General features: G+C 33.9%; 21 protein-coding genes. 14 read left to right on the forward strand and 7 right to left on the reverse strand.

Annotated elements, in window-relative coordinates:
- The first annotated feature begins 384 nt into the window (after window positions 1-384).
- Window positions 385-702 carry a GIY-YIG nuclease family protein gene (locus HYN86_RS17560; RefSeq protein ID WP_113679226.1) on the forward strand — a complete coding sequence of 106 codons (318 nt, stop codon included), beginning with the start codon at window positions 385-387 and terminating at the stop codon, window positions 700-702.
- Window positions 703-909: 207 nt separating this feature from the next.
- Here the strand turns inward: HYN86_RS17560 and HYN86_RS17565 are convergent, their stop codons facing one another.
- Both HYN86_RS17565 and HYN86_RS17570 read right to left on the reverse strand, forming a co-directional pair.
- A complete protein-coding gene (locus tag HYN86_RS17565; protein ID WP_113679227.1) occupies window positions 910-1,458 on the reverse strand; it encodes a type 1 glutamine amidotransferase domain-containing protein in 549 nt (182 codons plus the stop codon).
- Between the two features lie 227 nt (window positions 1,459-1,685).
- Window positions 1,686-2,120, reverse strand: coding sequence for a cupin domain-containing protein (locus tag HYN86_RS17570; RefSeq protein ID WP_113679228.1), 435 nt, complete (start codon window positions 2,118-2,120; stop codon window positions 1,686-1,688).
- Between the two features lie 640 nt (window positions 2,121-2,760).
- Here HYN86_RS17570 and HYN86_RS17575 point away from each other — a divergent pair.
- From HYN86_RS17575 to HYN86_RS17625, 11 genes are all read left to right on the forward strand, one after another.
- The gene (locus HYN86_RS17575; protein WP_113679229.1) at window positions 2,761-3,354 is read left to right on the forward strand and encodes a TetR/AcrR family transcriptional regulator; all 594 of its coding nucleotides are present in this window, start codon (window positions 2,761-2,763) and stop codon (window positions 3,352-3,354) included.
- A gap of 246 nt (window positions 3,355-3,600) precedes the next feature.
- Window positions 3,601-4,818 carry an efflux RND transporter periplasmic adaptor subunit gene (locus HYN86_RS17580; protein ID WP_113679230.1) on the forward strand — a complete coding sequence of 406 codons (1,218 nt, stop codon included), beginning with the start codon at window positions 3,601-3,603 and terminating at the stop codon, window positions 4,816-4,818.
- Window positions 4,819-4,830: 12 nt separating this feature from the next.
- Window positions 4,831-7,995 (forward strand): efflux RND transporter permease subunit, encoded by a 3,165-nt coding sequence (locus HYN86_RS17585; RefSeq protein WP_113679231.1) that lies wholly within the window; start codon window positions 4,831-4,833, stop codon window positions 7,993-7,995.
- Window positions 7,996-8,310: 315 nt separating this feature from the next.
- Complete coding sequence (locus HYN86_RS17590) at window positions 8,311-9,729, forward strand: TolC family protein (protein WP_113679232.1); 1,419 nt, start codon at window positions 8,311-8,313, stop codon at window positions 9,727-9,729.
- Window positions 9,730-10,310: 581 nt separating this feature from the next.
- Entirely contained in the window at window positions 10,311-10,916 is a 606-nt protein-coding gene (locus HYN86_RS17595; protein ID WP_113679233.1) for a Crp/Fnr family transcriptional regulator, read from the forward strand.
- A gap of 71 nt (window positions 10,917-10,987) precedes the next feature.
- Window positions 10,988-11,719 (forward strand): GNAT family N-acetyltransferase, encoded by a 732-nt coding sequence (locus HYN86_RS17600; RefSeq protein WP_113679234.1) that lies wholly within the window; start codon window positions 10,988-10,990, stop codon window positions 11,717-11,719.
- Window positions 11,720-12,006: 287 nt separating this feature from the next.
- A complete protein-coding gene (locus HYN86_RS17605) occupies window positions 12,007-12,387 on the forward strand; it encodes a DoxX family protein (protein ID WP_113679235.1) in 381 nt (126 codons plus the stop codon).
- A 12-nt stretch (window positions 12,388-12,399) separates the two neighbouring features.
- Window positions 12,400-12,609 (forward strand): hypothetical protein, encoded by a 210-nt coding sequence (locus HYN86_RS17610; protein ID WP_113679236.1) that lies wholly within the window; start codon window positions 12,400-12,402, stop codon window positions 12,607-12,609.
- Window positions 12,610-12,683: 74 nt separating this feature from the next.
- Complete coding sequence (locus tag HYN86_RS17615) at window positions 12,684-13,058, forward strand: VOC family protein (protein WP_113679237.1); 375 nt, start codon at window positions 12,684-12,686, stop codon at window positions 13,056-13,058.
- A gap of 172 nt (window positions 13,059-13,230) precedes the next feature.
- On the forward strand, window positions 13,231-13,740 hold the full coding sequence (locus HYN86_RS17620; RefSeq protein WP_113679238.1) for a DinB family protein: 510 nt from the start codon (window positions 13,231-13,233) through the stop codon (window positions 13,738-13,740).
- A 24-nt stretch (window positions 13,741-13,764) separates the two neighbouring features.
- A complete protein-coding gene (locus HYN86_RS17625) occupies window positions 13,765-14,232 on the forward strand; it encodes a DUF1440 domain-containing protein (RefSeq protein WP_113679239.1) in 468 nt (155 codons plus the stop codon).
- A 213-nt stretch (window positions 14,233-14,445) separates the two neighbouring features.
- On the opposite strand, the gene HYN86_RS17630 is transcribed toward HYN86_RS17625, so the two are convergent.
- Window positions 14,446-14,607: a DUF1328 family protein gene (locus tag HYN86_RS17630; RefSeq protein ID WP_082586767.1), complete on the reverse strand. Its 162-nt coding sequence runs from the start codon at window positions 14,605-14,607 to the stop codon at window positions 14,446-14,448.
- A gap of 271 nt (window positions 14,608-14,878) precedes the next feature.
- On the opposite strand from HYN86_RS17630, the gene HYN86_RS17635 reads away from it, so the two are divergent.
- A complete protein-coding gene (locus HYN86_RS17635; protein ID WP_113679985.1) occupies window positions 14,879-15,937 on the forward strand; it encodes a glycoside hydrolase family 130 protein in 1,059 nt (352 codons plus the stop codon).
- Window positions 15,918-18,188, forward strand: a complete 2,271-nt coding sequence (locus tag HYN86_RS17640) for a glycosyltransferase (protein ID WP_113679240.1) — start codon at window positions 15,918-15,920, stop codon at window positions 18,186-18,188. Before HYN86_RS17635 ends, HYN86_RS17640 begins: the two co-directional genes overlap by 20 nt.
- 99 nt (window positions 18,189-18,287) lie before the next feature.
- On the opposite strand, the gene HYN86_RS17645 is transcribed toward HYN86_RS17640, so the two are convergent.
- From HYN86_RS17645 to HYN86_RS17660, 4 genes are all read right to left on the reverse strand, one after another.
- Complete coding sequence (locus HYN86_RS17645; RefSeq protein WP_113679241.1) at window positions 18,288-18,554, reverse strand: hypothetical protein; 267 nt, start codon at window positions 18,552-18,554, stop codon at window positions 18,288-18,290.
- Window positions 18,555-18,558: 4 nt separating this feature from the next.
- A complete protein-coding gene (locus HYN86_RS17650; RefSeq protein ID WP_113679242.1) occupies window positions 18,559-19,584 on the reverse strand; it encodes a DUF2931 family protein in 1,026 nt (341 codons plus the stop codon).
- Between the two features lie 4 nt (window positions 19,585-19,588).
- Window positions 19,589-20,020, reverse strand: a complete 432-nt coding sequence (locus HYN86_RS17655) for a hypothetical protein (RefSeq protein ID WP_113679243.1) — start codon at window positions 20,018-20,020, stop codon at window positions 19,589-19,591.
- 108 nt (window positions 20,021-20,128) lie between these two features.
- Window positions 20,129-20,599, reverse strand: a complete 471-nt coding sequence (locus HYN86_RS17660; protein ID WP_113679244.1) for a DUF2931 family protein — start codon at window positions 20,597-20,599, stop codon at window positions 20,129-20,131.
- Window positions 20,600-20,603: the final 4 nt, after the last annotated feature.

Below are 20,603 nucleotides of genomic sequence, written 5' to 3' on the forward strand. Positions count from 1 at the left end.
AGATTTTTCTTTCAATACTATTTCAATACTTATCAACTTTACAATATACCAAATGTATAAAATTCACGATTAGAAACTGTGATTTAAAGTCTAGTTTGTCATTTCGATCGAAGGGAGAAATCACACTAGAATCTCCGCAAAGTATTTCACCAATCTTTGTCGATATGCGTGTGTGATTTCTCTCCCGAAGCCTCGGGATCGAAATGACAAACTGGACGCAATTTCTGTGATTTTGTCATTTCGACCGAAGGGAGAAATCGCACTAGAAACTCCGCAAAGTAATCCGCCAATCTTTGTCGAATGCGCGTGTGATTTCTCTCCCGAAGCCTCGGGATCGAAATGACAAAATGATAAAAAACATGTATATTCGTACAAAAAAATTAAATGTTAAATTCGCAAATTGGCTTTCATAGCTATTACGTTTATATTATCACTAATGAACATCGTACTTCTTTTTATATTGGTGTAACCAATAATTTAAAGCAGAGACTTGCAAAACACAAGGAAAACATTGACTTAAATATCAATTCTTTTGCTGCAAAATATAATATTCAATTTTTAGTTTATTATGAAAAATTCACTTGGATACAAGAAGCAATTGCGAGAGAAAAAGAATTAAAAAAATGGAGAAGAGATAAAAAAATTAATTTGATAAGAAGTTTTAATGAAAATTTTGAATTTCTTAATTATCATTTTGAATAAGAGCTTAAATTTTCATCCGTAATTGTCATTTCGACCGAAGGGAGAAATCGCACTATAAACTACGTAAAGTGAGTCGATAATCTTTGTCGATATTCGCGTGTGATTTCTCCTCCGTCGAAATGACATACTTTACATATTGACTGATAATAAAAAAAATGCAAGACCAAAATTGATCTTGCATTTTTTTAACTTCATAAATGTAAAAAACTACACTGTCTGACGCTCGTGTTTTCCTTCTTTAATTTCTTCTACCATTTTTTTATTAAAAGCAGGTAAATCATCTGGGTTTCGGCTGGTTACTAATCCATTGTCTACGACTACTTCTGAGTCTTCCCATTGTGCTCCGGCATTTTTCAAATCGTTTTTAACAGAGAAGAACGAAGTTACTTTTCGACCTTGTAAAACATCTGCATCAACCAGAATCTGAGGTCCATGACAAATAGCCGCTACTGGTTTTTTACTTTCAAAAAAAGAACGTACAAATTTTACGGCAGCCTCTTCTCTTCTTAATAAATCAGGGTTTATAACTCCACCCGGAAGAACCAAAGCATCGTAATCAGCTTCATTTGCCTGATCTAATACAACATCAACATTATATTCTTTGCCCCAGTTACCGTCTTTCCAAGATTTAATAGTTCCCGATTTCAAACTGATGATATCTGCATTCCATCCTTGCTCTTCCAGATATGCTTTAGGAGATGCTAACTCTGATTCTTCAAATCCATTTGTGGCTAATATGGCTATATTCTTTTTCATAATTTTAAATATTTAAAATGTTATTAATTTTGATTTAGATAAAATTACTTATTTCAAACAGCCAGCGAAAATGGACAATGTTAAACCTTTCTTTAATAAAAGTTAATTAATTGAAATTCAGATTTTTATTAAAAATTAAACTGAAATTATATAAAATTTATGCTATTGCACTTCACTATTTTATAGGATGATAACTTAGAGAACGATTAAAAATCATATTAAAGGAATTACCTCAAATCCTTTTTAATAACCAAATATTTCAAATCGGTAGTTCCAACATTTTTTATTCCGTGTTCCATATTTGAGGGACAGTAGAAACTCGTGTTAGGGCCGGCGGTTTTGGTTTTTCCGTCAAGGTAGAATTCGGCTGTGCCTTCGAGGATATAGAAAAATTCTTCTTCGACGTGATGATGTGGTGCATGCGTAGATTTGCCAGGTTCGACGATACTCATTTTAAGTGTGTTTTCCTGAGTGAAATTTTTATCTCCGAACCAATATTGATAACCTACTTTGGTTTTAGTGGCTTTGTCTAATTCGAAATGATTGACACAGTTTTCAATTGTGTATTGCGGCTGTGCGGTTTCTTTTTTGGTTTCCTGAGAAAAGGTCTGCTGGAAAAATAAAACAGCAATTGTGGTTTTTAGGATAGTTAGTGGTTTCATTTTTTTTTATTGTAATGTTACGAAAAAAATTGACACAGCTGGTTGTGAGCTTGTTTTTACTATTTGAAGAAGTGATTTAAATCGTCAATGATTGTCAATTTTGGTTCACGCAGATTTGGCAGATTTTTTTATTTTTAGGTTGTTTAAAAGTCCCAGTGAGACGAAATATTTATAGAAACAATTAATTACATTTTGATAGAGCCCCAGTGGGGCGAAATAATCCCTGTTGATTTCGATAGTTATTATATCGCTCCGCTGGCTTTTGTAAACCGCTATTAATAATCTACAACTATTTCATTCCTCTGGAATTTCCTTCGAGAAAATCATTGATGGTAAAATTTGACAAAGTTCTAATGAAAAAGATACGTTCTAGCCTAGCCCCGATCGAAATGGCATCCTTTTATGCCGGGGTTCGGCATAAAAGATATAATGGAGAGCGGGACAAATGGTCTTAAAAACCGAAAAATTTCTGCTTCTTTAAAAATTTACACACTAAACAATTCAATAAAATAAAGGCTTTCCGAAGTTTTTTAAATTGATCTATGACACGATAAGAAAATATTATTATAAAACATTTCATAATTAGAAAAACCGCCATACATTTGCCTAACAGTGTTAAACAATTTAATACTCGAATAAAATGGCTAGTAAAGATCGAATTTTAAGACAAAAAGAAGAGACAAGGAACAACATCCTTGGCGCTGCTTATGATATCGTGAAAGATGAAGGCTGGAATGGTTTGAGTATGCGTAAAATTGCCGACAGAATCGAATATACTGCTCCTATTATTTATGAATATTTCTCAAATAAAGAAGCAATTTTAGAAGAACTGACTGGCAAAGGTTTTATGAAACTGGCTAAAGAGTTACAAACTGCTAAAGCCAAATTTGAAAAACCCGAAGATCAATTAGAAGCCATGTGGATGACTTACTGGGACTTCGCTTTTACTAATACTGAAATGTATCAGTTAATGTTTGGTGTTCAAATGACCTGCTGCGCACAGCGATGTTCGGCTCAGGAAGCACCTTACAAATTGTTCACGGGTGTTATTGCTGAGATTATGAAAGACAGCAACCCAAGTCAGGATATCATTAAACAAAAATATTTTACTTTCTTTTCTGTTATTCATGGTTTAATCGCCATTAACATCATCAATAAAAGTGATATTTTAGAAACAATAAATGCTCAGATTTTGAAGGATGCCATTGGTGGTATCATCAAATCTATACAATAAAAAAATTTTCAATTTTACTTAACGGTGTAAAATGATTTAAACGGATAATATAAAATCCTTTTTTTTGTAACATTCGCTTAACACTGTTAGAAAATTTAATAAAGGTAATAAAAGCTCTTTTTTTAGACTTTTACTTAACATCGTTAGATAATTTAATACCGATTTAGAATAAAATTGGAAGGGCTTACTGTATAGAAATTTGCGCACTTTTACTTAACAACGTTAGATAATTTAATTCAATTAAATATGAATCCCGAGAATGCCAGAATACAAAAGAATTTAATCCGAGAAAATGTTCAACCAATTAAAACCACTATGAAAATGAAAAATGTAATTATAACCAGTTTTATTCTGGCCCTAGTACTAAGCAGCTGTGCCGATAAAAATCAGGCGCCTACTGCTCCACCGCCACCTGTTTTACCTGTGCTGGCTATCACAAGTGCAAATACAACTACTGACGCTGAATATCCTGCTGCAATACAAGGAACTGTTGATGTTGAAATTCGCCCGCAAGTAAGCGGAAACCTTGACAGAATTTTTGTTGACGAAGGTGCGTATGTAAGCAAAGGACAAACTTTATTCAAAATAAACGAACGTCCGTTTCGTGAGCAGTTAAACAATGCTTTGGCAAGTCTTCACGCTGCAGAAGCAGCTTTAATCAATGCTAATTTAGAAGTTGATAAACTGACTCCGCTGGTTCAAAATAAAGTAGTTTCTGATTATCAGTTGAAAACAGCTAAAGCTTCTCAAAAAATTGCTGCTGCGAATATCGAGCAGGCAAAAGCAATGGTTGGTTCTGCTAAAATTAATTTAGGCTATACAAATGTGACAGCTCCAGTAAGTGGTTACATCGGAAGACTGCCTAAAAAACAAGGAAGTTTAGTTTCTGCTGCTGATGTTGAGCCTTTAACGACCTTATCTGACGTTCATGAAGTTTTTGCTTATTTCTCTTTAGGCGAAACAGATTTCATCAATTTTAAATCACAATACGCCGGAAGTTCTTTAGGTGATAAAATCAAAAAACTGCCTCCGGTTACTTTGATTTTGGCTGATAATAACGCTTATCCTCAAACGGGAAAAATCGATATGGTTGACGGTCAGTTTGATAAAACTACGGGAGCGATTACCATTAGAGCAACTTTCCCCAATGCAAATGGAACGTTACGTTCTGGAAATACAGGAAGAATCCGTTTAGGATTACAACACGATGATGCGATTTTAGTACCGCAAGCTGCTACGATTGAAATGCAGGATAAAGTATTTGTGTTCACTGTCGGAAAAGACAACAAGGTAACCAAAATGCCAATTACAGTTGTGGGTAAAAACGGTACCAATTATTTAATTAAAGATGGTGTAAAAACAGGTGATCAAATCGTAATGAGCGGTATTGACAAACTTCAGGACGGACAGGCGATTCAGCCAGAGAAAGCTGCAAAAGTTGCCCAAGTAACTAATAAAAAATAATTCTAAAAGAAAATGTTCAAAATATTTATACAAAGACCTGTACTGGCAACCGTAATTTCCATTTTATTGGTAATTCTTGGGGTATTGGGTTTAACTAAACTGCCTTTACAACAGTTTCCTGATATTGCGCCTCCATCGGTTTTGGTAACGGCCGTATATCCTGGAGCTAACGCAGAAACGGTTTTACGTTCTGTGGCACCTTCTATAGAAGAATCAATAAATGGTGTAGAAAACATGACTTATATGAGTTCTACAGCCAGTAATGACGGTACTTTAGCGATTACGGTTTTCTTTAAACTTGGAACAGACGCCGATCAGGCTGCGGTAAACGTACAAAACCGTGTTGCTCAGGCAACGAGCCAGCTTCCTGCCGAGGTTGTACAGCAGGGTATTGTGACGGCGAAACAGCAAAATAGTTTCATCATGGCGATTGGTATGTACACCGAAGATGAATCGAAATACGATCAGACTTTTGTGGCCAACTATGCGCAGATCAATATTATTCCGGAACTAAAACGTATTCCGGGTGTGGGTTCTGCCAGTATTTTTGGTGGTGTAAAAGATTACTCTATGCGTGTTTGGTTGAATCCAACACAGATGTCGACTTACAAAGTTACGCCTAGCGAAGTTATGGGAGCGATTCAGGACAAGAGTTTGGAAGCGGCTCCGGGGAAATTTGGAGAGCGAAGCAAAGAGGTTTTTGAATACGTTATTAAGTACAAAGGAAAATTAACCAAACCAGAAGATTATGAAAATATTGCTATACGTTCTAATGCAGATGGCTCAGTACTTCGCTTAAAAGATGTAGCGCGAGTTGAACTTGGTGCTTACTCTTACAACAGTTTAACTCGTTTAAATGGTAAAAAAGGAATTGTAATTGGGGTTATTCAGTTAGCTGGATCAAACTCAAATGATATTCAGATTGCCATCAACAAAATGATGGAAAAAGCTTCTAAAGATTTTCCAAAAGGCATTAAACACAATATTTTCTATAGTACAAAAGTATCTCTTGACCAATCTATCGAACAGGTGGAGCATACATTACTGGAAGCTTTTATATTGGTATTTATTGTGGTATTTATCTTCTTGCAAGATTTTAGATCAACATTAATTCCGGCTATTGCTGTACCTGTAGCAATTTTAGGAACGTTCTTCTTCATGCAGTTATTCGGATTTTCGATCAACCTTTTAACGCTTTTCGCATTAATTCTGGCGATTGGTATTGTGGTCGATGATGCCATTGTGGTAGTTGAAGCGGTGCATGCGAAAATGGAGCATAAACGTTTGTCTCCAAAAATCGCCACCCATGAAGCAATGCACGAAATAACGGGTGCTATTATCTCGATTACGCTGGTAATGGCTGCTGTTTTCCTGCCGGTTGGTTTTATGGAAGGCTCAACAGGAGTTTTCTATCGTCAGTTTGCCTTTACGATGGCCATTGCAATTGTAATTTCGGCTGTTAATGCCTTAACATTGAGTCCAGCGCTTGCGGCATTATTCTTAAAAGATAATCACGGAGCACACGATCACGATGCGCCTTATCAGAAAAAAGGATTTAAGGAAAAATTCTTTACCGCTTTTAACAGCAGTTTTGAATCGTTGACAAACCGTTACGTAGGCGGATTGAAATTCTTAATCAGAAGAAAATGGTTGAGTTTAGGCGGATTAGCTTTAGTGGTTGTAGCGACTGTTGTAATGGTAAAAACAACGCCTGCCGGATTTATTCCAACAGAAGATCAAGGATTTATCGCCATTGCAGTAAATACACCATCTGGAACTTCGCTTGACGGAACTCAGAAAGTAATGACTGATGCGGAAAATACTTTAAGAGGATTAGATGCTTCTCGATTTGTAACAGCGATTTCAGGTTTCAATTTATTGACGAATTCTACAAGTCCATCTTCTGCAGTAGTTTTCGTATTGCTTAAACCAAATGAAGAACGCGGTGATGTAAAAAATATTGACGAAATCATGAATCAGGTTCGTGGCAAATTGGGCGCTATTTCCGGCGGAAGTTTCTTCGTATTCAGTTTCCCAACTGTTCCCGGATTTAGTAACGTTGAGGCTTTAGATTTAGTTTTACAAGATAAAACGGGAGGAAAACTGGATAAATTCTCTGGAATATCTCAAAACTTTATCGGCGAATTAATGAAACGTCCGGAAATTGCAGTTGCCTTTACTTCTTTCAAAGCAGATTATCCGCAATTACAATTGGAAGTTAATGACGAAAAAGCAAATCAGTTAGGCGTAAATGTAAAAGACATTTTACAAACGATGCAGGCTTATTTTGGTAGCGCACAGGCATCTGATTTCAACAGATTTGGTAAATATTACCGTGTGGTTGTTCAGGCCGATATCGAAGACCGAGCTGATCCAACAGCCATTGACAGAGTTTTTGTCAAAAACAAAACAGGCGAAATGGTGCCAATAAATACTTTAGTAAAACTAACCCGTATTTATGGTTCTGAAACCGCTTCACGATACAATTTATTTAATTCAATTTCGATTAATGCGATTCCGAAACCTGGATTTAGTTCCGGTGATGCCATTAAAGCAATTGAAGAAGTAGCAGCACAACAATTACCTGCAGGTTACGGGTTTGAATTCTCGGGCCAGACTCGTGAGGAGATTTCTTCCGGAGGGCAGTCTGCAACTATATTCTTACTGTGTTTGATATTCATTTATTTCCTACTTGCTGCACAGTATGAAAGTTACATTTTGCCTTTGGCTGTAATCTTGTCAATCCCTGCAGGTATTTTTGGAGTATTCGTAGCGATTGGTTTAACTGGAATCGAAAATAATATTTACGTACAAGTTGCGCTCGTCATGCTGATCGGACTTCTTGCTAAAAATGCCATTTTGATTGTGGAGTTTGCCGTTCAAAAACGAAAATCGGGACAAGCGTTAGTCAGAGCTTCAATCGATGCTGCAAAATTACGTCTGCGACCAATTATCATGACGTCTCTTGCCTTTATTGTTGGTTTAGTTCCAATGATGAGCGCCAAAGGACCATCAGCACAAGGTAACCACTCTATTAGTATTGGTGCCGCAGGAGGTATGATTTCAGGAGTAATTCTAGGTTTGTTTATTATTCCGGTTCTCTTTATCATCTTCCAGCATTTACAAGAAAAGGTTTCTGGAAAACCAGTTGCCGTAATTCATAATGAAGAAAAATAAAATATGGAAAACTATATAACAACAGCTTTAGTAGCCATCATAATTGGCATCGCTTATATATCGTACAGAATCTCAAAAGATCTTGAAACCAGAAAAGATACTTGTACAGAAATTTAACCCTTTGGATAAAAAATATTTTAACACATAGAGACATAGATTTCTTATTTCAAAAAAGAGAATAAAAGAAACTAGTTTCCACACATAGCTAAACTATGTGTATTTAAACTAGTGAAACGCCTTTTATAGTCTTAAAAACTATGTTCCTATGTGTTTAAAAATTACACCCAACGGATAAAAAAATCTAATAAAAAAACAATGAAAAATCATATAACCAAAATCGTGACCTTCGCCATTCTGATCACGACCTTAATATCCTGTAAAGTTTCGAAGGATATTGAAACTCCAAAAGATGCATTTCCTGAGAATTTCAGGAATGCATCGGTTTCGAGTGATACAACCAGTATTGCCGATTTGGAGTGGAAAAATTTCTTTACAGAAAAAGATATTATTAAACTAATTGATAGTGCCGTTGCGAGAAACAACGATCTGCAGATTGCCGAAAAAAACATCGAAATTGCACAATACAGATTCACACAATCTAAATGGGGAAATGTACCTCAGGTTAACTTATTTGTAAACGCAAGTACAAGCAATCCGTCTGATAATAGTTTTACTGGATTGAATTTAAACCAAGCAATAGGTGCTAAACATATTGATGATTATTCTGCCGGAGCTTCACTTTCTTGGGAAGCTGATATCTGGGGAAAGATCAGAAACCAAAAAAAAGGTGCTTATGCAGGATATCTTCAGTCTGAAGAAGTAAAAAAAGCTTTGCAGACTAATATCGTAGCAAATGTTTCAAGAGGATATTATAATCTATTGATGCTGGATGCACAATTGGAAATTGCCAGACAAAATCTTCGCTTAAATGATAGTACAACGAATATCATCAAATTAAAATACGATGCTGGTCAGGTAACTACATTGGCGATTCAGCAATCTGAAGCACAGAAATTAAACTCGGCGCAATTGATTCCGTTATTGGAACAAAATATTGCGATTCAGGAAAATACTTTGAGTGTTTTAACGGGTTCTTTTCCGAATTCTAAAGAAAGAACAATTCGTTTAAGTACTATTGATGTAAAACACAATACAGCAATCGGGATTCCGTCTGCTTTAGTAAGCAGAAGACCCGACGTAAAAAGTGCCGAACTAGCTTTGAAAGTGGCAAATGCAAACGTAGGAATCACAAAAGCCGATTTATATCCAGCTTTAAGAATAACAGCGCAAGGCGGCTTAAACTCTTTTGAAACCAGTAATTGGTTCAATATTCCGGCTTCTTTATTCGGAACTGTTGCGGGAGGTTTAACGCAGCCGCTTTTAAACAATAAAAGAGTAAGAACGCAATATAATATCGCTGTAGCGGAAAGAGAAAAAGCGGTTTTAAATTTCAGACAAGCTGTTTTGGTTGCTGTAAGCGAAGTTTCTGATGCTTTGGTTAAAGTAGAAAAATTACAACAGCAGGAAACTTTCTTAAAAGAAAAAGTAAAAACATTACAGCTGGCTATTAAAAATGCCAACCTATTATTCAAAAATGGTATGGCAGAATATCTGGAAGTTTTAACTGCTCAGGCAAACTTGTTGCAAAGCGAACTGGAACTTGCCGATATTAAAAGACAACAGCTTACAGCTAATACAGATTTGTACCGTGCACTGGGCGGAGGCTGGAAATAATACCTGTTACATTACCCGTTAATTATTTATTTTTTGAGATGAAAACGCTGTGAGACCTTTGGGTTTCATGGCGTTTTTTAGTTTTTTTAATTTGCCACGAAGGCGCTAAGGCACGAAGTTTTTTTTTAAGCCTCTCGCAGATTTTGGAGATTATGCCGCTATTTTTTGCAGAGTCGGAAAGGTTTGTTTCACGTAGATTTAAAAAGATTTAAGCCGATTTTCGAAGATTATTTATTACGACTCAAAAAATTAATCTGCTTTATCTGCAAAATCTGCGAGAGTTTTTTTATCTCATATATGTCATTTTATGTCATGCTGAGCGAAGTCGAAGCACTCGCAAAGTTATAAAGGTCTTCGACTTCGCTCAGACTGACAATCGTTCTTATTTCTCGCAAAGATTATTTTTTTACTATAAAAAAATATCCGTGCAAATCTGCTTTAATCTTTTTCATCATAATACATTTCCCGCGGTTGAAACCAGGGGCTATGTTTAAAAAAGGAAAAAAATAGCGTAAATTTGTGTAATTAGTGTCGAAAAAAATTGCGACTTAATACCTATCGGGATATACCAAAACAAAACTATGACTTTGAGCAATGAAATATACCTCAATCAATTAAAACAAACCATCGAAAGTTACTATCCTCTTTCTGAAAACTCATGGCAATTGATTGAGAACATCACCGAATTTCAAACTTTAAAAAAAGGTGAAACATTATTACAAAACGGTGAAATCGCTAAAAATCTTCATTTCATTGCGAAAGGTGTTTTACGAGCTTTTATAACAGATCAAGAGGGAAATTTCTATAATAAAAATCTTTTTCTAGAAAATTACTTTGCAGGTTCGAAGGTTTCATTAATGCTGCAATCACCCTCAAATTTTACAATTGAAGCTTTGGAAGACAGCATTATCATCAATCTTAATTACAAAAAGTATATGTCGTTAATTAATGAAAATGATGATCTCAAAAACTTTTATATCGCTCATTTAGAGAAAAACTGGATTGTCGATAAAGAGCAGAGAGAAGTCGCTTTGGTTATGCAAAACGCAACCGAAAGATATGTGAGTCTTCTACAAAAACATCCAAGTATTGCAGATCGGGTTCCGTTATTGCATATTGCCTCGCATTTAGGTATTACCCCGACACAGTTAAGCCGAATTAGAAAAAGTCTGGAAAAAGATTTGTAAATCAACATATGTAAAGGCTTTTCTAAAAGACTGGTTTTATCTTTGCTCTATAATTCAAAATTGTTATTACAATGACCAATAGAAACCTTATCAAAGACAATATTGACAATCTTACAGCGCTTTGGAGAACTGTTGCCACTCCTCTCCTTTCCTATCATAAATATGATCCTTTTGAATTTTGCCAAATAAAAAACTCAGGCTGGCCTAACCGTTTATGGTTCCGCGAAGATATTAAAGAAGAAAATCTTCCCCAGATTCTGGAAATTATGGAAAAAAATCCGGGATTAATTATTCCGTATTGGGATATTTTTGGAAGTAACTCCAATGAAATTTTTGAAAATAATGGATTTAAAATCCGAATTCAACTGATGGCTATGGCTTTGAAGCTGGATCAAAAATTCAAACTTCCAAACAATTTGAATTTTAAAAGAGTTCTAAATGAAGAAGATGCCAAAACTTGGTCTGATATCTATCCGTTATCTTTTAGTTATGTAATCAGTAAAGAAACGCTGGTGCATAATTACGAAAATGTGAAGTTTTATCTGGTTCATTTTGAAGAAAGACCAATAGGAACACTTACCCTTTTTCAAACTGGGAATGTAATGGGAATTCATGGCGTCGGAGTAATTCCAGACATGCGTAAAAAAGGTTTTGCAGAAGAAATCATGAAATTTGCCATCAACGAAGCCATAGATGCCGGCTGTGAATATGCCCAGTTACAAGCATCAGCTTTAGGAAAAGGGATTTATACGAGATTAGGTTTTGAGGATTTGTTTTTGATTACTAATTATCAACTGACGTAAATTTTAAAATTCCAAATTCCAAATTCCAAATTCCAAATTTAATTCATTGCGAGGAACGAAGCAACCACAATAACATTCGTGATGCAGGGAATGAGTTTGCTTCGTTTCTCGCAATGACAAGCATTGTGGTTAAAAATCTAAAGTCTATCCCGAGGTTTCGGGATTAAAGTCTAAAATCAGCAAATGTCCCAAATGCCCCTTAATTAGTCGTAAATGTGTATTCGTTAAAAAGAAAAACATTATTAGATTTGTAACACATTAACTAATAACCTGTTAAACGATACCGTATGAAAAAAGCAAAAATTATTTTTTGGACCACTACAATTATTATTTTTTTATTTGAAGGCGTTATGCCTGCTTTGACTTCACAATCTGAGATGGCGAAAGAAGGAATCAGGCATTTAGGTTATCCTGAATATTTTGGAAATGCATTGGTTATTTTTAAAATTTTGGGAGTTCTGGCTTTGGTAATTCCACAAGTTCCTAAAAATGTAAAAGAATGGGCTTATGCGGGATTTGGTTTTGACTTTATATTTGCTTCAATAAGTCATTTTGCGGTTGACGGAATGAATTTTCAAAGTTTCTTTCCTTTAATCTTTCTAGTGATTTTAGCGATTTCCTATATCTACTATCATAAAATCGAGCGATACAAAAATATCGCGCTGTAAATTCAAAACTTTATGATTGAAGTTTTTAAAACAAATGTTCAGGAAGAATCTCAATGCAAAGTTATTATTGAGAAACTTCTTGAGCATTATCCCAACAGCGCGATCAATTTCGATCTGGAAGACTGCGATAAAATTTTACGAGTTCATGCTGCCGGAATTTCAAACAGCATAATAATTGAGCTTCTTAATGCACATGGTTTTCATTGTGAGGTTCTTTTATAAAAACACAATTTATTGATTTACAAATAGTAAAATAAAAATCGTAATTTTAGAATACTAATTTTAAAATATCGAAAATGAATATTCCAGCAGAACATCAAACTATAATGCCTTATTTAATTTTACAAGGCGCAGCAAAATTTATCGATTTTACAAAAGTTGTTTTTGGGGCATCTGAGACTAATACAAAGTCCATTCGCGAAGATGGAAGCATCATGCATGCTGAGGTTACCCTAAACGGAAGCACCATTATGGTTACGGATGAAATTACCGATTGGGCCAAACAAACTTCACATTTATTTGTTTATGTTCCTAATGCCGATGAAACCTATCAGAAAGCTTTAGAAAACGGTGCTGTTCCGCTAATGGGATTAAGCGATCAGGATTATGGGAGAACCTGCGGTGTTACAGATCCTTTTGGAAATGTGTGGTGGATTACATCTGTAAAATAATTTTAACAAACACACAAATTACTCATTATTAGTATTTTAAAAATATTTATTGTAAATTTGAAATACTTTCATTCCCCTAATTCTATAAATTTAATTCAATAAAAATGACTGCTGTTTTTTTTAAATCACTCGGTTTACTTTTATTATTGGTCTAATTCAAATATTAAATAAGATGAAAAGCGGTGTTCAAAATACGATCCTAGAAACTTACACTAAATTGACAGATACGATCTCGCTATTTTCTGAGAATGAAATTAATAGGGTTCCATTTGAAGGCAGCTGGACTGGCGGACAAACTGTTCAACATATTATTTTGGCTTGTTCGGGTTTTCCGAGTGTTTTTGCCGGAAAAACAGAAAAGACAACTCGCGAACCTGATGAAAATGTAAGGAAGCTGGACGAAATCTTCTTAGATTTTAATACTAAAATGGAATCTCCAGAAAATATTAAACCTGCCAAAATTGATTATGATAAAGAGGCATTAATTTCTTCCATCAAAAAAATACAAACCGATTTATTTGAAGCCGCAGAAACATACGATTTAACATTAACCTGCCTCGAGTTTCAAATGCCTGGTTTTGAAAATTTCACTATTTACGAATGGATTCACTTCGCGATCATTCACACTCAGAGACATACACATCAACTACAAGTGATTTACGAAACTATCAATAAACCATAAATCAGAATTTTAACTCTAAACGTTATGAGATCAAAAGTTAAAACCATTGTTTCATCTGGTTTAGCAGCGGGAACTTTAGACATTACTGCAGCCATTTTAATTTATGCAGTGATCCTTCATAAGACAACTGCCGAAAAAATTCTGCAGTCTATTGCAAGTGGTGTTTTTAAAAAAGATGCTTATACAGCTGGAGCAGAAATGACTTTTATAGGATTAGGTTTTCATTTTTTAATAGCTTTTATCTTTGCGTGGTTTTATTTTAAGATTTTCCCTTATATCCCTTTCTTTAAAATAAACACAGTGTTATCTGGGGTTTCTTACGGATTTTTTATTTGGGTGGTTATGAATTTAATAGTTCTCCCAATTGTTTTTCCTGTTTTACCAGAAAAGAAACTAGACTTTGCGCTATTGCTCTCTATTTTAATTGTAATTTGCTGCGTGGGTATTCCTATTGCTTTTATAACGCGTAAATACTATGCGAAATGGTATTAGGGATGAAGGGATTTGTTTAAAGGTTCAAAGTTGCAAAGGCTCAAAGGTTCAAAGGTTCAAAGGTTGAACTTATTAAATATAAACTTATACAATTCTGATTTCTGTTATTTTAGTATAATTTTATTGAAAATCATATCCCTTTAAAACAAAAAAGTAATCCAAGTTTATAACCTGGATTACTTATATGTTTAAAAAAATATCTTCTTAAAGTGCTTAAACCTTTGTTCTTCCTGTAATTAGTGAAATGATAAATAACACTATAAAGATAAAGAATAAAACTTTTGCAATACCTGCAGCTCCAGCAGCAATGCCACCAAAACCAAAAATTCCAGCTATTATAGCAAGAATAATAAAAATGACTGTCCAGCGTAACATAATATTAGATTTTTTAGTTCGTAAATACGACTATTTCAATAGTCTGTTTGTTTGTTAATTCAAATGTATTTTATTCCTACAAACCTTGTTAACTCAAAACGCATTTTAAATTAACTCAATAAACTAAATAACAAGTAATTACGGCTGGTTTTCATTATTATTATTTCTTCTTACAGAATTACCATGTTTATGCTTTTGAGTTAATTTTTTAATGGATTGGATTAATTATGGCTCCTATCCCAAAGTAATTTTATCAAAAATAATAAGGGTAATGGAAGAGGCTAAAAAGCATGGTGTTATTCTAGAAAAAACAGAAAGAAATTTTGAAGAATTGGGAGTTTTAAACCCAGCTGTTTATCAAGACGGAAATACTGTACACATGTTTTACAGAGCTGCAAAAAAAGGGAATTTTTCAACTATAGGATATTGTCGGTTTGAAGGACCTACAACTTTGGTCGAAAGACGTTCAACTCCCATTTTTGTTCCAGAATATATTTATGAAATTCATGGTGTCGAAGATCCTAGAATTACGAAAATAGATGACCTGTATTATTTGACTTATGTCACTTATGATGGATTGAATGCCTGCGGTGCTTTGGCAGTTTCTAAAGATCTGGTAAAATTTAAAAAGAAAGGAATTATTACGCCAAGATTTATTTTAAATGAATTTACGAACCATATTAGAAATCATTTACAAAATCCAAGCATTGCAAAGATTCTGGCTTTTAACACAGCTAGAAATTATCCGCTGACAGAAACAATGAAGGAGCATCTTTATGTATGGGATAAAAATGTGGTTCTTTTTCCGAAGAAAATCAATGGAAAATTTGTGGCATTACACAGACTCTTTCCTTCTATTCAGATTGTTTCGTTTGAAAAAAAATCGGAACTGACAGAGGATTTTTGGAAAGATTATCTCAAAAACCTTCCAGATCATATTGTACTTGAACCGAAGTTTGATCACGAAACAAGTCATATTGGTCCTGGAGCACCGCCAATCGAAACAGCAGACGGCTGGCTTTTAATTTATCATGCTGCTGAAAAAAGGGAAAAAGGATTGGTTTATCATGCTTGTGCCGTTTTACTGGACTTAGAAAACCCATCTAAAGTTATCGGAAGACTGCCAAAACCAATTATTACACCGTCAGAATATTACGAAAGACATGGTTATGTTAATTATGTGGTTTTCCCAACAGGAACTGCAATTTTTGATGACCAACTATATATTTATTATGGTGCCGCCGATGATAAGATTGCGGTGGCCTCTTTGAACCTTAACGAGTTATTAACCGAATTAAAAATGTATTCTCATGAAAGCAATATCAAATAAATCAAAAATAGTTTTTCTATCTACTTTTCCGCCAACACAATGCGGTATAGCAACTTACACTCAAGACACAATTAAAGGAATTACCGATGTATATGGTAAATCTATTACATGTGAAATCTGTGAACTTGTAGATGCACCAAAGGAAAAACCAACTCAAGCCTTTACTTTAAACACTAAAAATAGAGAAGAATATACTACTGTTGCAGAAGAAATCAATAATGATGAAGCTGTAAAACTGGTACATATTCAACATGAATTTGGTTTGTTTTCAGGAAATTACGGAGATTATCTTTTAGATTTTTTAAATGTCATTAAAAAGCCTGTTACCTATACTTTTCACAGTGTAATTCCAAATCCTAATAACGAATTAAAAACATTTGTGAAACTGTTATTGAGCTATAGCAATTCGGTTTTTGTAATGACTAACAGATCAAAAGAAATACTAATTAAAGATTATGGCATCAATGAAGAAATAATTACTTGCGTACCTCATGGAACCCACATCGTAGTATATGAAGCTCCACAAAATGCAAAGGAAAAATTAAACATTGGAGACAGAATAGTATTATCTACTTTCGGACTTTTAGGCGAAGGAAAAAATATTGAAACAGGATTGCAGGCACTTCCTAAAATTGTCGAGAAAGCGCCAAACGCCTTATACTTAATTATTGGAAAAACACATCCAAATTTAATTAAAGACGGTGTTGACACTTATAGAACTAAATTGGAATCTATTGTAGAAGAATTAAACCTTCAAAACAATGTACGTTTTATCAACGAATATTTGGATACAGACCAGCTTTTAGAATACTTAAAAGCAACTGATATTTATATGTTTACATCTAAAGATCCAAATCAGGCTGTGAGCGGTACTTTTGCTTACGCAATGAGCTGTGCATGTCCGATCGTAGCATCAAAAATCCCTCATACTAGAGAGGTATTAACTCCAGATTCTGGAATTTTAGTAGATATCGGAGATGTTGATCAATTTGCAGATGCTGCAATTAAATTAATTGCCGATGAAAACTTAAGAAACGAAATGGGTATCAATTCATTTACAAAAATGCGCGCTTCTTCTTGGGAAAATGCAGCAATTACACATATGAATGCCTATAAAAACTTAATTGAAAATCCATCGGAAATTAAATACAGTTATCCTACCATTCAATTAAGACATATTAAAAGATTAACTACTGAACTTGGAATTATTCAGTTTAGTAAAATTTCTATTCCAGATTTAGATTCTGGTTACACTCTAGATGATAATGCAAGAGCGCTTATTGCTTTCTGTATGCATTACAAACTAACGCAGGACAAAGATGATTTAGCGTATATTTTAATCTATTTAGATTTTATTCAACGCTGTCAAAAACCAAAAGGAAACTTCATCAATTATGTAGATCAGGAAAATCGTGAACATATTGAGCAAAATGCCGAAGTTAATTTGGAAGATTCAAACGCAAGAGCAATTTGGGCATTAGGAACTGTAGTTTCAATTTCAGATATTCTTCCAGAAGCAATTACTAAAAAAGCAACAAGATGTTTATTGAATTCACTAAAATGGACAGAAACTATTCAATCGCCTCGTTCTATTGGATTTGCAACTAAAGGTTTATACTTGTACCATTCAACAATTCCAAACTTATACGTAGCAGCAATTATCAATAAATTGAATGCAAAACTGCTTGCTAATTATGAAGACACAGCTACAGAAGACTGGCAGTGGTTTGAAAATTATTTAACATACGGTAATGGTGTTCTTCCAGAATCTATGCTTTATGCTTACTTAATTACAAACAAACCTGTTTACAAAAAAGTCGCTTTGGACTCTTTAGATTTCTTGATCTCTAAAACATTTATAGACGGAAACTTTAAAGCTATTTCAAATCAAAGCTGGCATCATAAAGGTGCAGAGCCGCAACAATACGGAGAACAGCCAATTGATGTTACCTACACTATTCAGACTTTAAATTCTTTCTACGAAGCATTTAAAACTCCAGAATACAAAAAGAAAATGAAAGCTGCTTTTAATTGGTTCTTAGGTAAAAACCATTTGAATCAGATTATGTACAATCCAGTAAGCGGCGGTGGTTATGACGGACTTGAAAAAGAAAATGTAAACTTAAATCAAGGCGCAGAATCTACAGTATGCTTTTTAACAGCAAGATTATTAATGGAAAAACTAGCACAATCACAGTCTAAAGTTATTCCCTTAATGAAATCTCGCACTGGAATAGCAATTAACTCATAAAAATATAAGGGCGAAGCTAACCAAATACTTCTCTTTTAAAACCCGGAAAATCCCTTTCTTAATGAAAGGGATTTTTTGTTTTTAATATAGGTGGTACTTTTAATGATTACTTACTATTTCAAACACAATAATCATTGCAATTATATGAGTAATTATAAAATAAATCTGTGCCCAATCACCTTTTATCAATTTAACTAAATTGTAAATTAATAATATTACACTTAATAGAGCTAAACCAAACATTATAAAAACTGCTTCGCTTGGACCTCCAGCAGCTGGAAATGATTTAAATGCATAAATGATTATAAAATAAATAACTACATAATAGACTGTTGTTATTAATATCCCTCTTAATATATTTCTCATAATTCTAATTCTTCCACATTCTAACAACAGTTTTTTCTAACGGAATTTCATCTCCTTCGCATTTAACTGTAAAAGTTGTGGTTTTGTACATAAAAGCAACTTTTGCTTCTATCTCGATATTTTTGTCGGGATGATTTTTACTTATTTTTTTGAAAGCATTTAATACTTCTTCGTCATCGAACTCTGCTTCGGCATTATACTGGCAGAACCAAAATCTGCAATAAGAAGGCAAAGCTTTATTTTGATAGTTATTTAAATCTTCTATCCTTATTATTTCTTTTTCACCATTTACATATTCTGATTCCCTTTCAAAACTTTCTTTGTCTGCTTTATAAAAATGAATATTAAAGCGATAATTGTATTTTGTTCTAAACTCTTTCCATAAGTTTACAGGAACTCCATTCTTTTTGATGTATTCTTGAGTTTCTTTAGATATATAAGCATTATAGAAATAATCGTAAAATTCTTGTTGCGTATCTTCATCTGGATTTCTGTAAAATTCATTAACACTTACGAAAGATTCCATTGCTTGAAAATTTGCGATCTCAGTTCTTTTATTTTGTCCTGTAAGCCACACAATAACTGTCCCTCCTGGTGCTACACCAACCGTAATTTTTTTATAGGTAATATGGGAGGGCTCTCTATTACGGCTTTTGTTGATATAGCCTTCATTGAATAATTTTTGTATTTTATTCTGAGTAGCTTCGTCTATTGCAGTTTCAATCTTCCAAAACTTTTTTTCAGCATAACTTATCCAAGTTAGGGATAAGAAAGTCGGCATCTCTTTTCCACCTGAAAGTACATCTCCGTCATAATTCCATCCATCCTCTGTAAGACCAGTATTCATAAATGCAGCTATCATTTTTTTATCATTACCTAAATATCCTTTATGTATTTCTATAGGATAATTAAATGGAGCTGTAACTGTAACTGCCCACTTAAAATTTTCTTTGCTTTTCTTTGTATTTGAGTTGTTGCAGGAAATAAAAAAAAGCAAACTAGCGAGACTTATAATTAAGTAGTGTTTCATAATTCTAATTCTTCCACATTCTAACAACAGTTTTTTCTAACGGAATTTCATCTCCTTCGCATTTAACTGTAAAAGTTGTGGTTTTGTACATAAAAGCAACTTTTGCTTCTATCTCGATATTTTTGTCGGGATGATTTTTACTTATTTTTTTGAAAGCATTTAATACTTCTTCGTCATCGAACTCTGCTTCGGCATTATACTGGCAGAACCAAAATCTGCAATAAGAAGGCAAAGCTTTATTTTGATAGTTATTTAAATCTTCTATCCTTATTATTTCTTTTTCACCATTTACATATTCTGATTCCCTTTCAAAACTTTCTTTGTCTGCTTTATAAAAATGAATATTAAAGCGATAATTGTATCTTGTTCTAAACTCTTTCCATAAGTTTACAGGAACTCCTTTCTTTTTGATATATTCTTGAGTTTCTTGTGCCAAATAATCATCAAAACGATCTTTGTAAAATTCTTCTTGAGTGAATTCATCAGGATTTCTACAAAATTCGTTAACACTTACGAAAGTTTCAACAGCTTGATAGTGTGCTATTTAGATACTACGATTTTTTCCTGTAAGCCATATTACAACAAATCCTCCGGGAGCTAGGCCTACCGTAATATCATTATAAGTTATTTGAGACCTATCTTTATCCTTATAACCTTCCTTAAACAAGGCTAATATTTTATCTTTAGGTAATACTGCCTCTATTTTATAAAATTTTTTATCTGCATAACTTATCCATATAAGTGATAATTTTGTGGGAATTGTTTTTCCTCCGGCATAAGCATTATTTCCAAATCCCCAATCGCCTGTACTTATTCCTGTATTAATATAAGCGGTGATCATTTTCTTATCATTAGCCAGATACCCTCTATGAATTTCAATAGGGTACTTATGCGGTGCTGTTATAGTAGATCCCCAGCTAAAACTATCTTTATTTTCTATTTTTTTTGTATTTGAATTGTTACAGGAAATAAAAAAGAGCAAACTAGCGAAACTTATGATTAAGTACTGTTTCATAATT

It is taken from the genome of Flavobacterium fluviale, assembly GCF_003312915.1.
Classification (GTDB): domain Bacteria; phylum Bacteroidota; class Bacteroidia; order Flavobacteriales; family Flavobacteriaceae; genus Flavobacterium; species Flavobacterium fluviale.

What these genes read in the sequence shown, in the direction of transcription:
- HYN86_RS17560 (WP_113679226.1), top strand. Translation starts at nt 385, where the DNA reads ATGTTAAATTCGCAAATTGGCTTTCATAGCTATTACGTTTATATTATC.
- HYN86_RS17565 (WP_113679227.1), bottom strand. Translation starts at nt 1,458, where the DNA reads ATGAAAAAGAATATAGCCATATTAGCCACAAATGGATTTGAAGAATCA.
- HYN86_RS17570 (WP_113679228.1), bottom strand. Translation starts at nt 2,120, where the DNA reads ATGAAACCACTAACTATCCTAAAAACCACAATTGCTGTTTTATTTTTC.
- HYN86_RS17575 (WP_113679229.1), top strand. Translation starts at nt 2,761, where the DNA reads ATGGCTAGTAAAGATCGAATTTTAAGACAAAAAGAAGAGACAAGGAAC.
- HYN86_RS17580 (WP_113679230.1), top strand. Translation starts at nt 3,601, where the DNA reads ATGAATCCCGAGAATGCCAGAATACAAAAGAATTTAATCCGAGAAAAT.
- HYN86_RS17585 (WP_113679231.1), top strand. Translation starts at nt 4,831, where the DNA reads ATGTTCAAAATATTTATACAAAGACCTGTACTGGCAACCGTAATTTCC.
- HYN86_RS17590 (WP_113679232.1), top strand. Translation starts at nt 8,311, where the DNA reads ATGAAAAATCATATAACCAAAATCGTGACCTTCGCCATTCTGATCACG.
- HYN86_RS17595 (WP_113679233.1), top strand. Translation starts at nt 10,311, where the DNA reads ATGACTTTGAGCAATGAAATATACCTCAATCAATTAAAACAAACCATC.
- HYN86_RS17600 (WP_113679234.1), top strand. Translation starts at nt 10,988, where the DNA reads ATGACCAATAGAAACCTTATCAAAGACAATATTGACAATCTTACAGCG.
- HYN86_RS17605 (WP_113679235.1), top strand. Translation starts at nt 12,007, where the DNA reads ATGAAAAAAGCAAAAATTATTTTTTGGACCACTACAATTATTATTTTT.
- HYN86_RS17610 (WP_113679236.1), top strand. Translation starts at nt 12,400, where the DNA reads ATGATTGAAGTTTTTAAAACAAATGTTCAGGAAGAATCTCAATGCAAA.
- HYN86_RS17615 (WP_113679237.1), top strand. Translation starts at nt 12,684, where the DNA reads ATGAATATTCCAGCAGAACATCAAACTATAATGCCTTATTTAATTTTA.
- HYN86_RS17620 (WP_113679238.1), top strand. Translation starts at nt 13,231, where the DNA reads ATGAAAAGCGGTGTTCAAAATACGATCCTAGAAACTTACACTAAATTG.
- HYN86_RS17625 (WP_113679239.1), top strand. Translation starts at nt 13,765, where the DNA reads ATGAGATCAAAAGTTAAAACCATTGTTTCATCTGGTTTAGCAGCGGGA.
- HYN86_RS17630 (WP_082586767.1), bottom strand. Translation starts at nt 14,607, where the DNA reads ATGTTACGCTGGACAGTCATTTTTATTATTCTTGCTATAATAGCTGGA.
- HYN86_RS17635 (WP_113679985.1), top strand. Translation starts at nt 14,879, where the DNA reads ATGGAAGAGGCTAAAAAGCATGGTGTTATTCTAGAAAAAACAGAAAGA.
- HYN86_RS17640 (WP_113679240.1), top strand. Translation starts at nt 15,918, where the DNA reads ATGAAAGCAATATCAAATAAATCAAAAATAGTTTTTCTATCTACTTTT.
- HYN86_RS17645 (WP_113679241.1), bottom strand. Translation starts at nt 18,554, where the DNA reads ATGAGAAATATATTAAGAGGGATATTAATAACAACAGTCTATTATGTA.
- HYN86_RS17650 (WP_113679242.1), bottom strand. Translation starts at nt 19,584, where the DNA reads ATGAAACACTACTTAATTATAAGTCTCGCTAGTTTGCTTTTTTTTATT.
- HYN86_RS17660 (WP_113679244.1), bottom strand. Translation starts at nt 20,599, where the DNA reads ATGAAACAGTACTTAATCATAAGTTTCGCTAGTTTGCTCTTTTTTATT.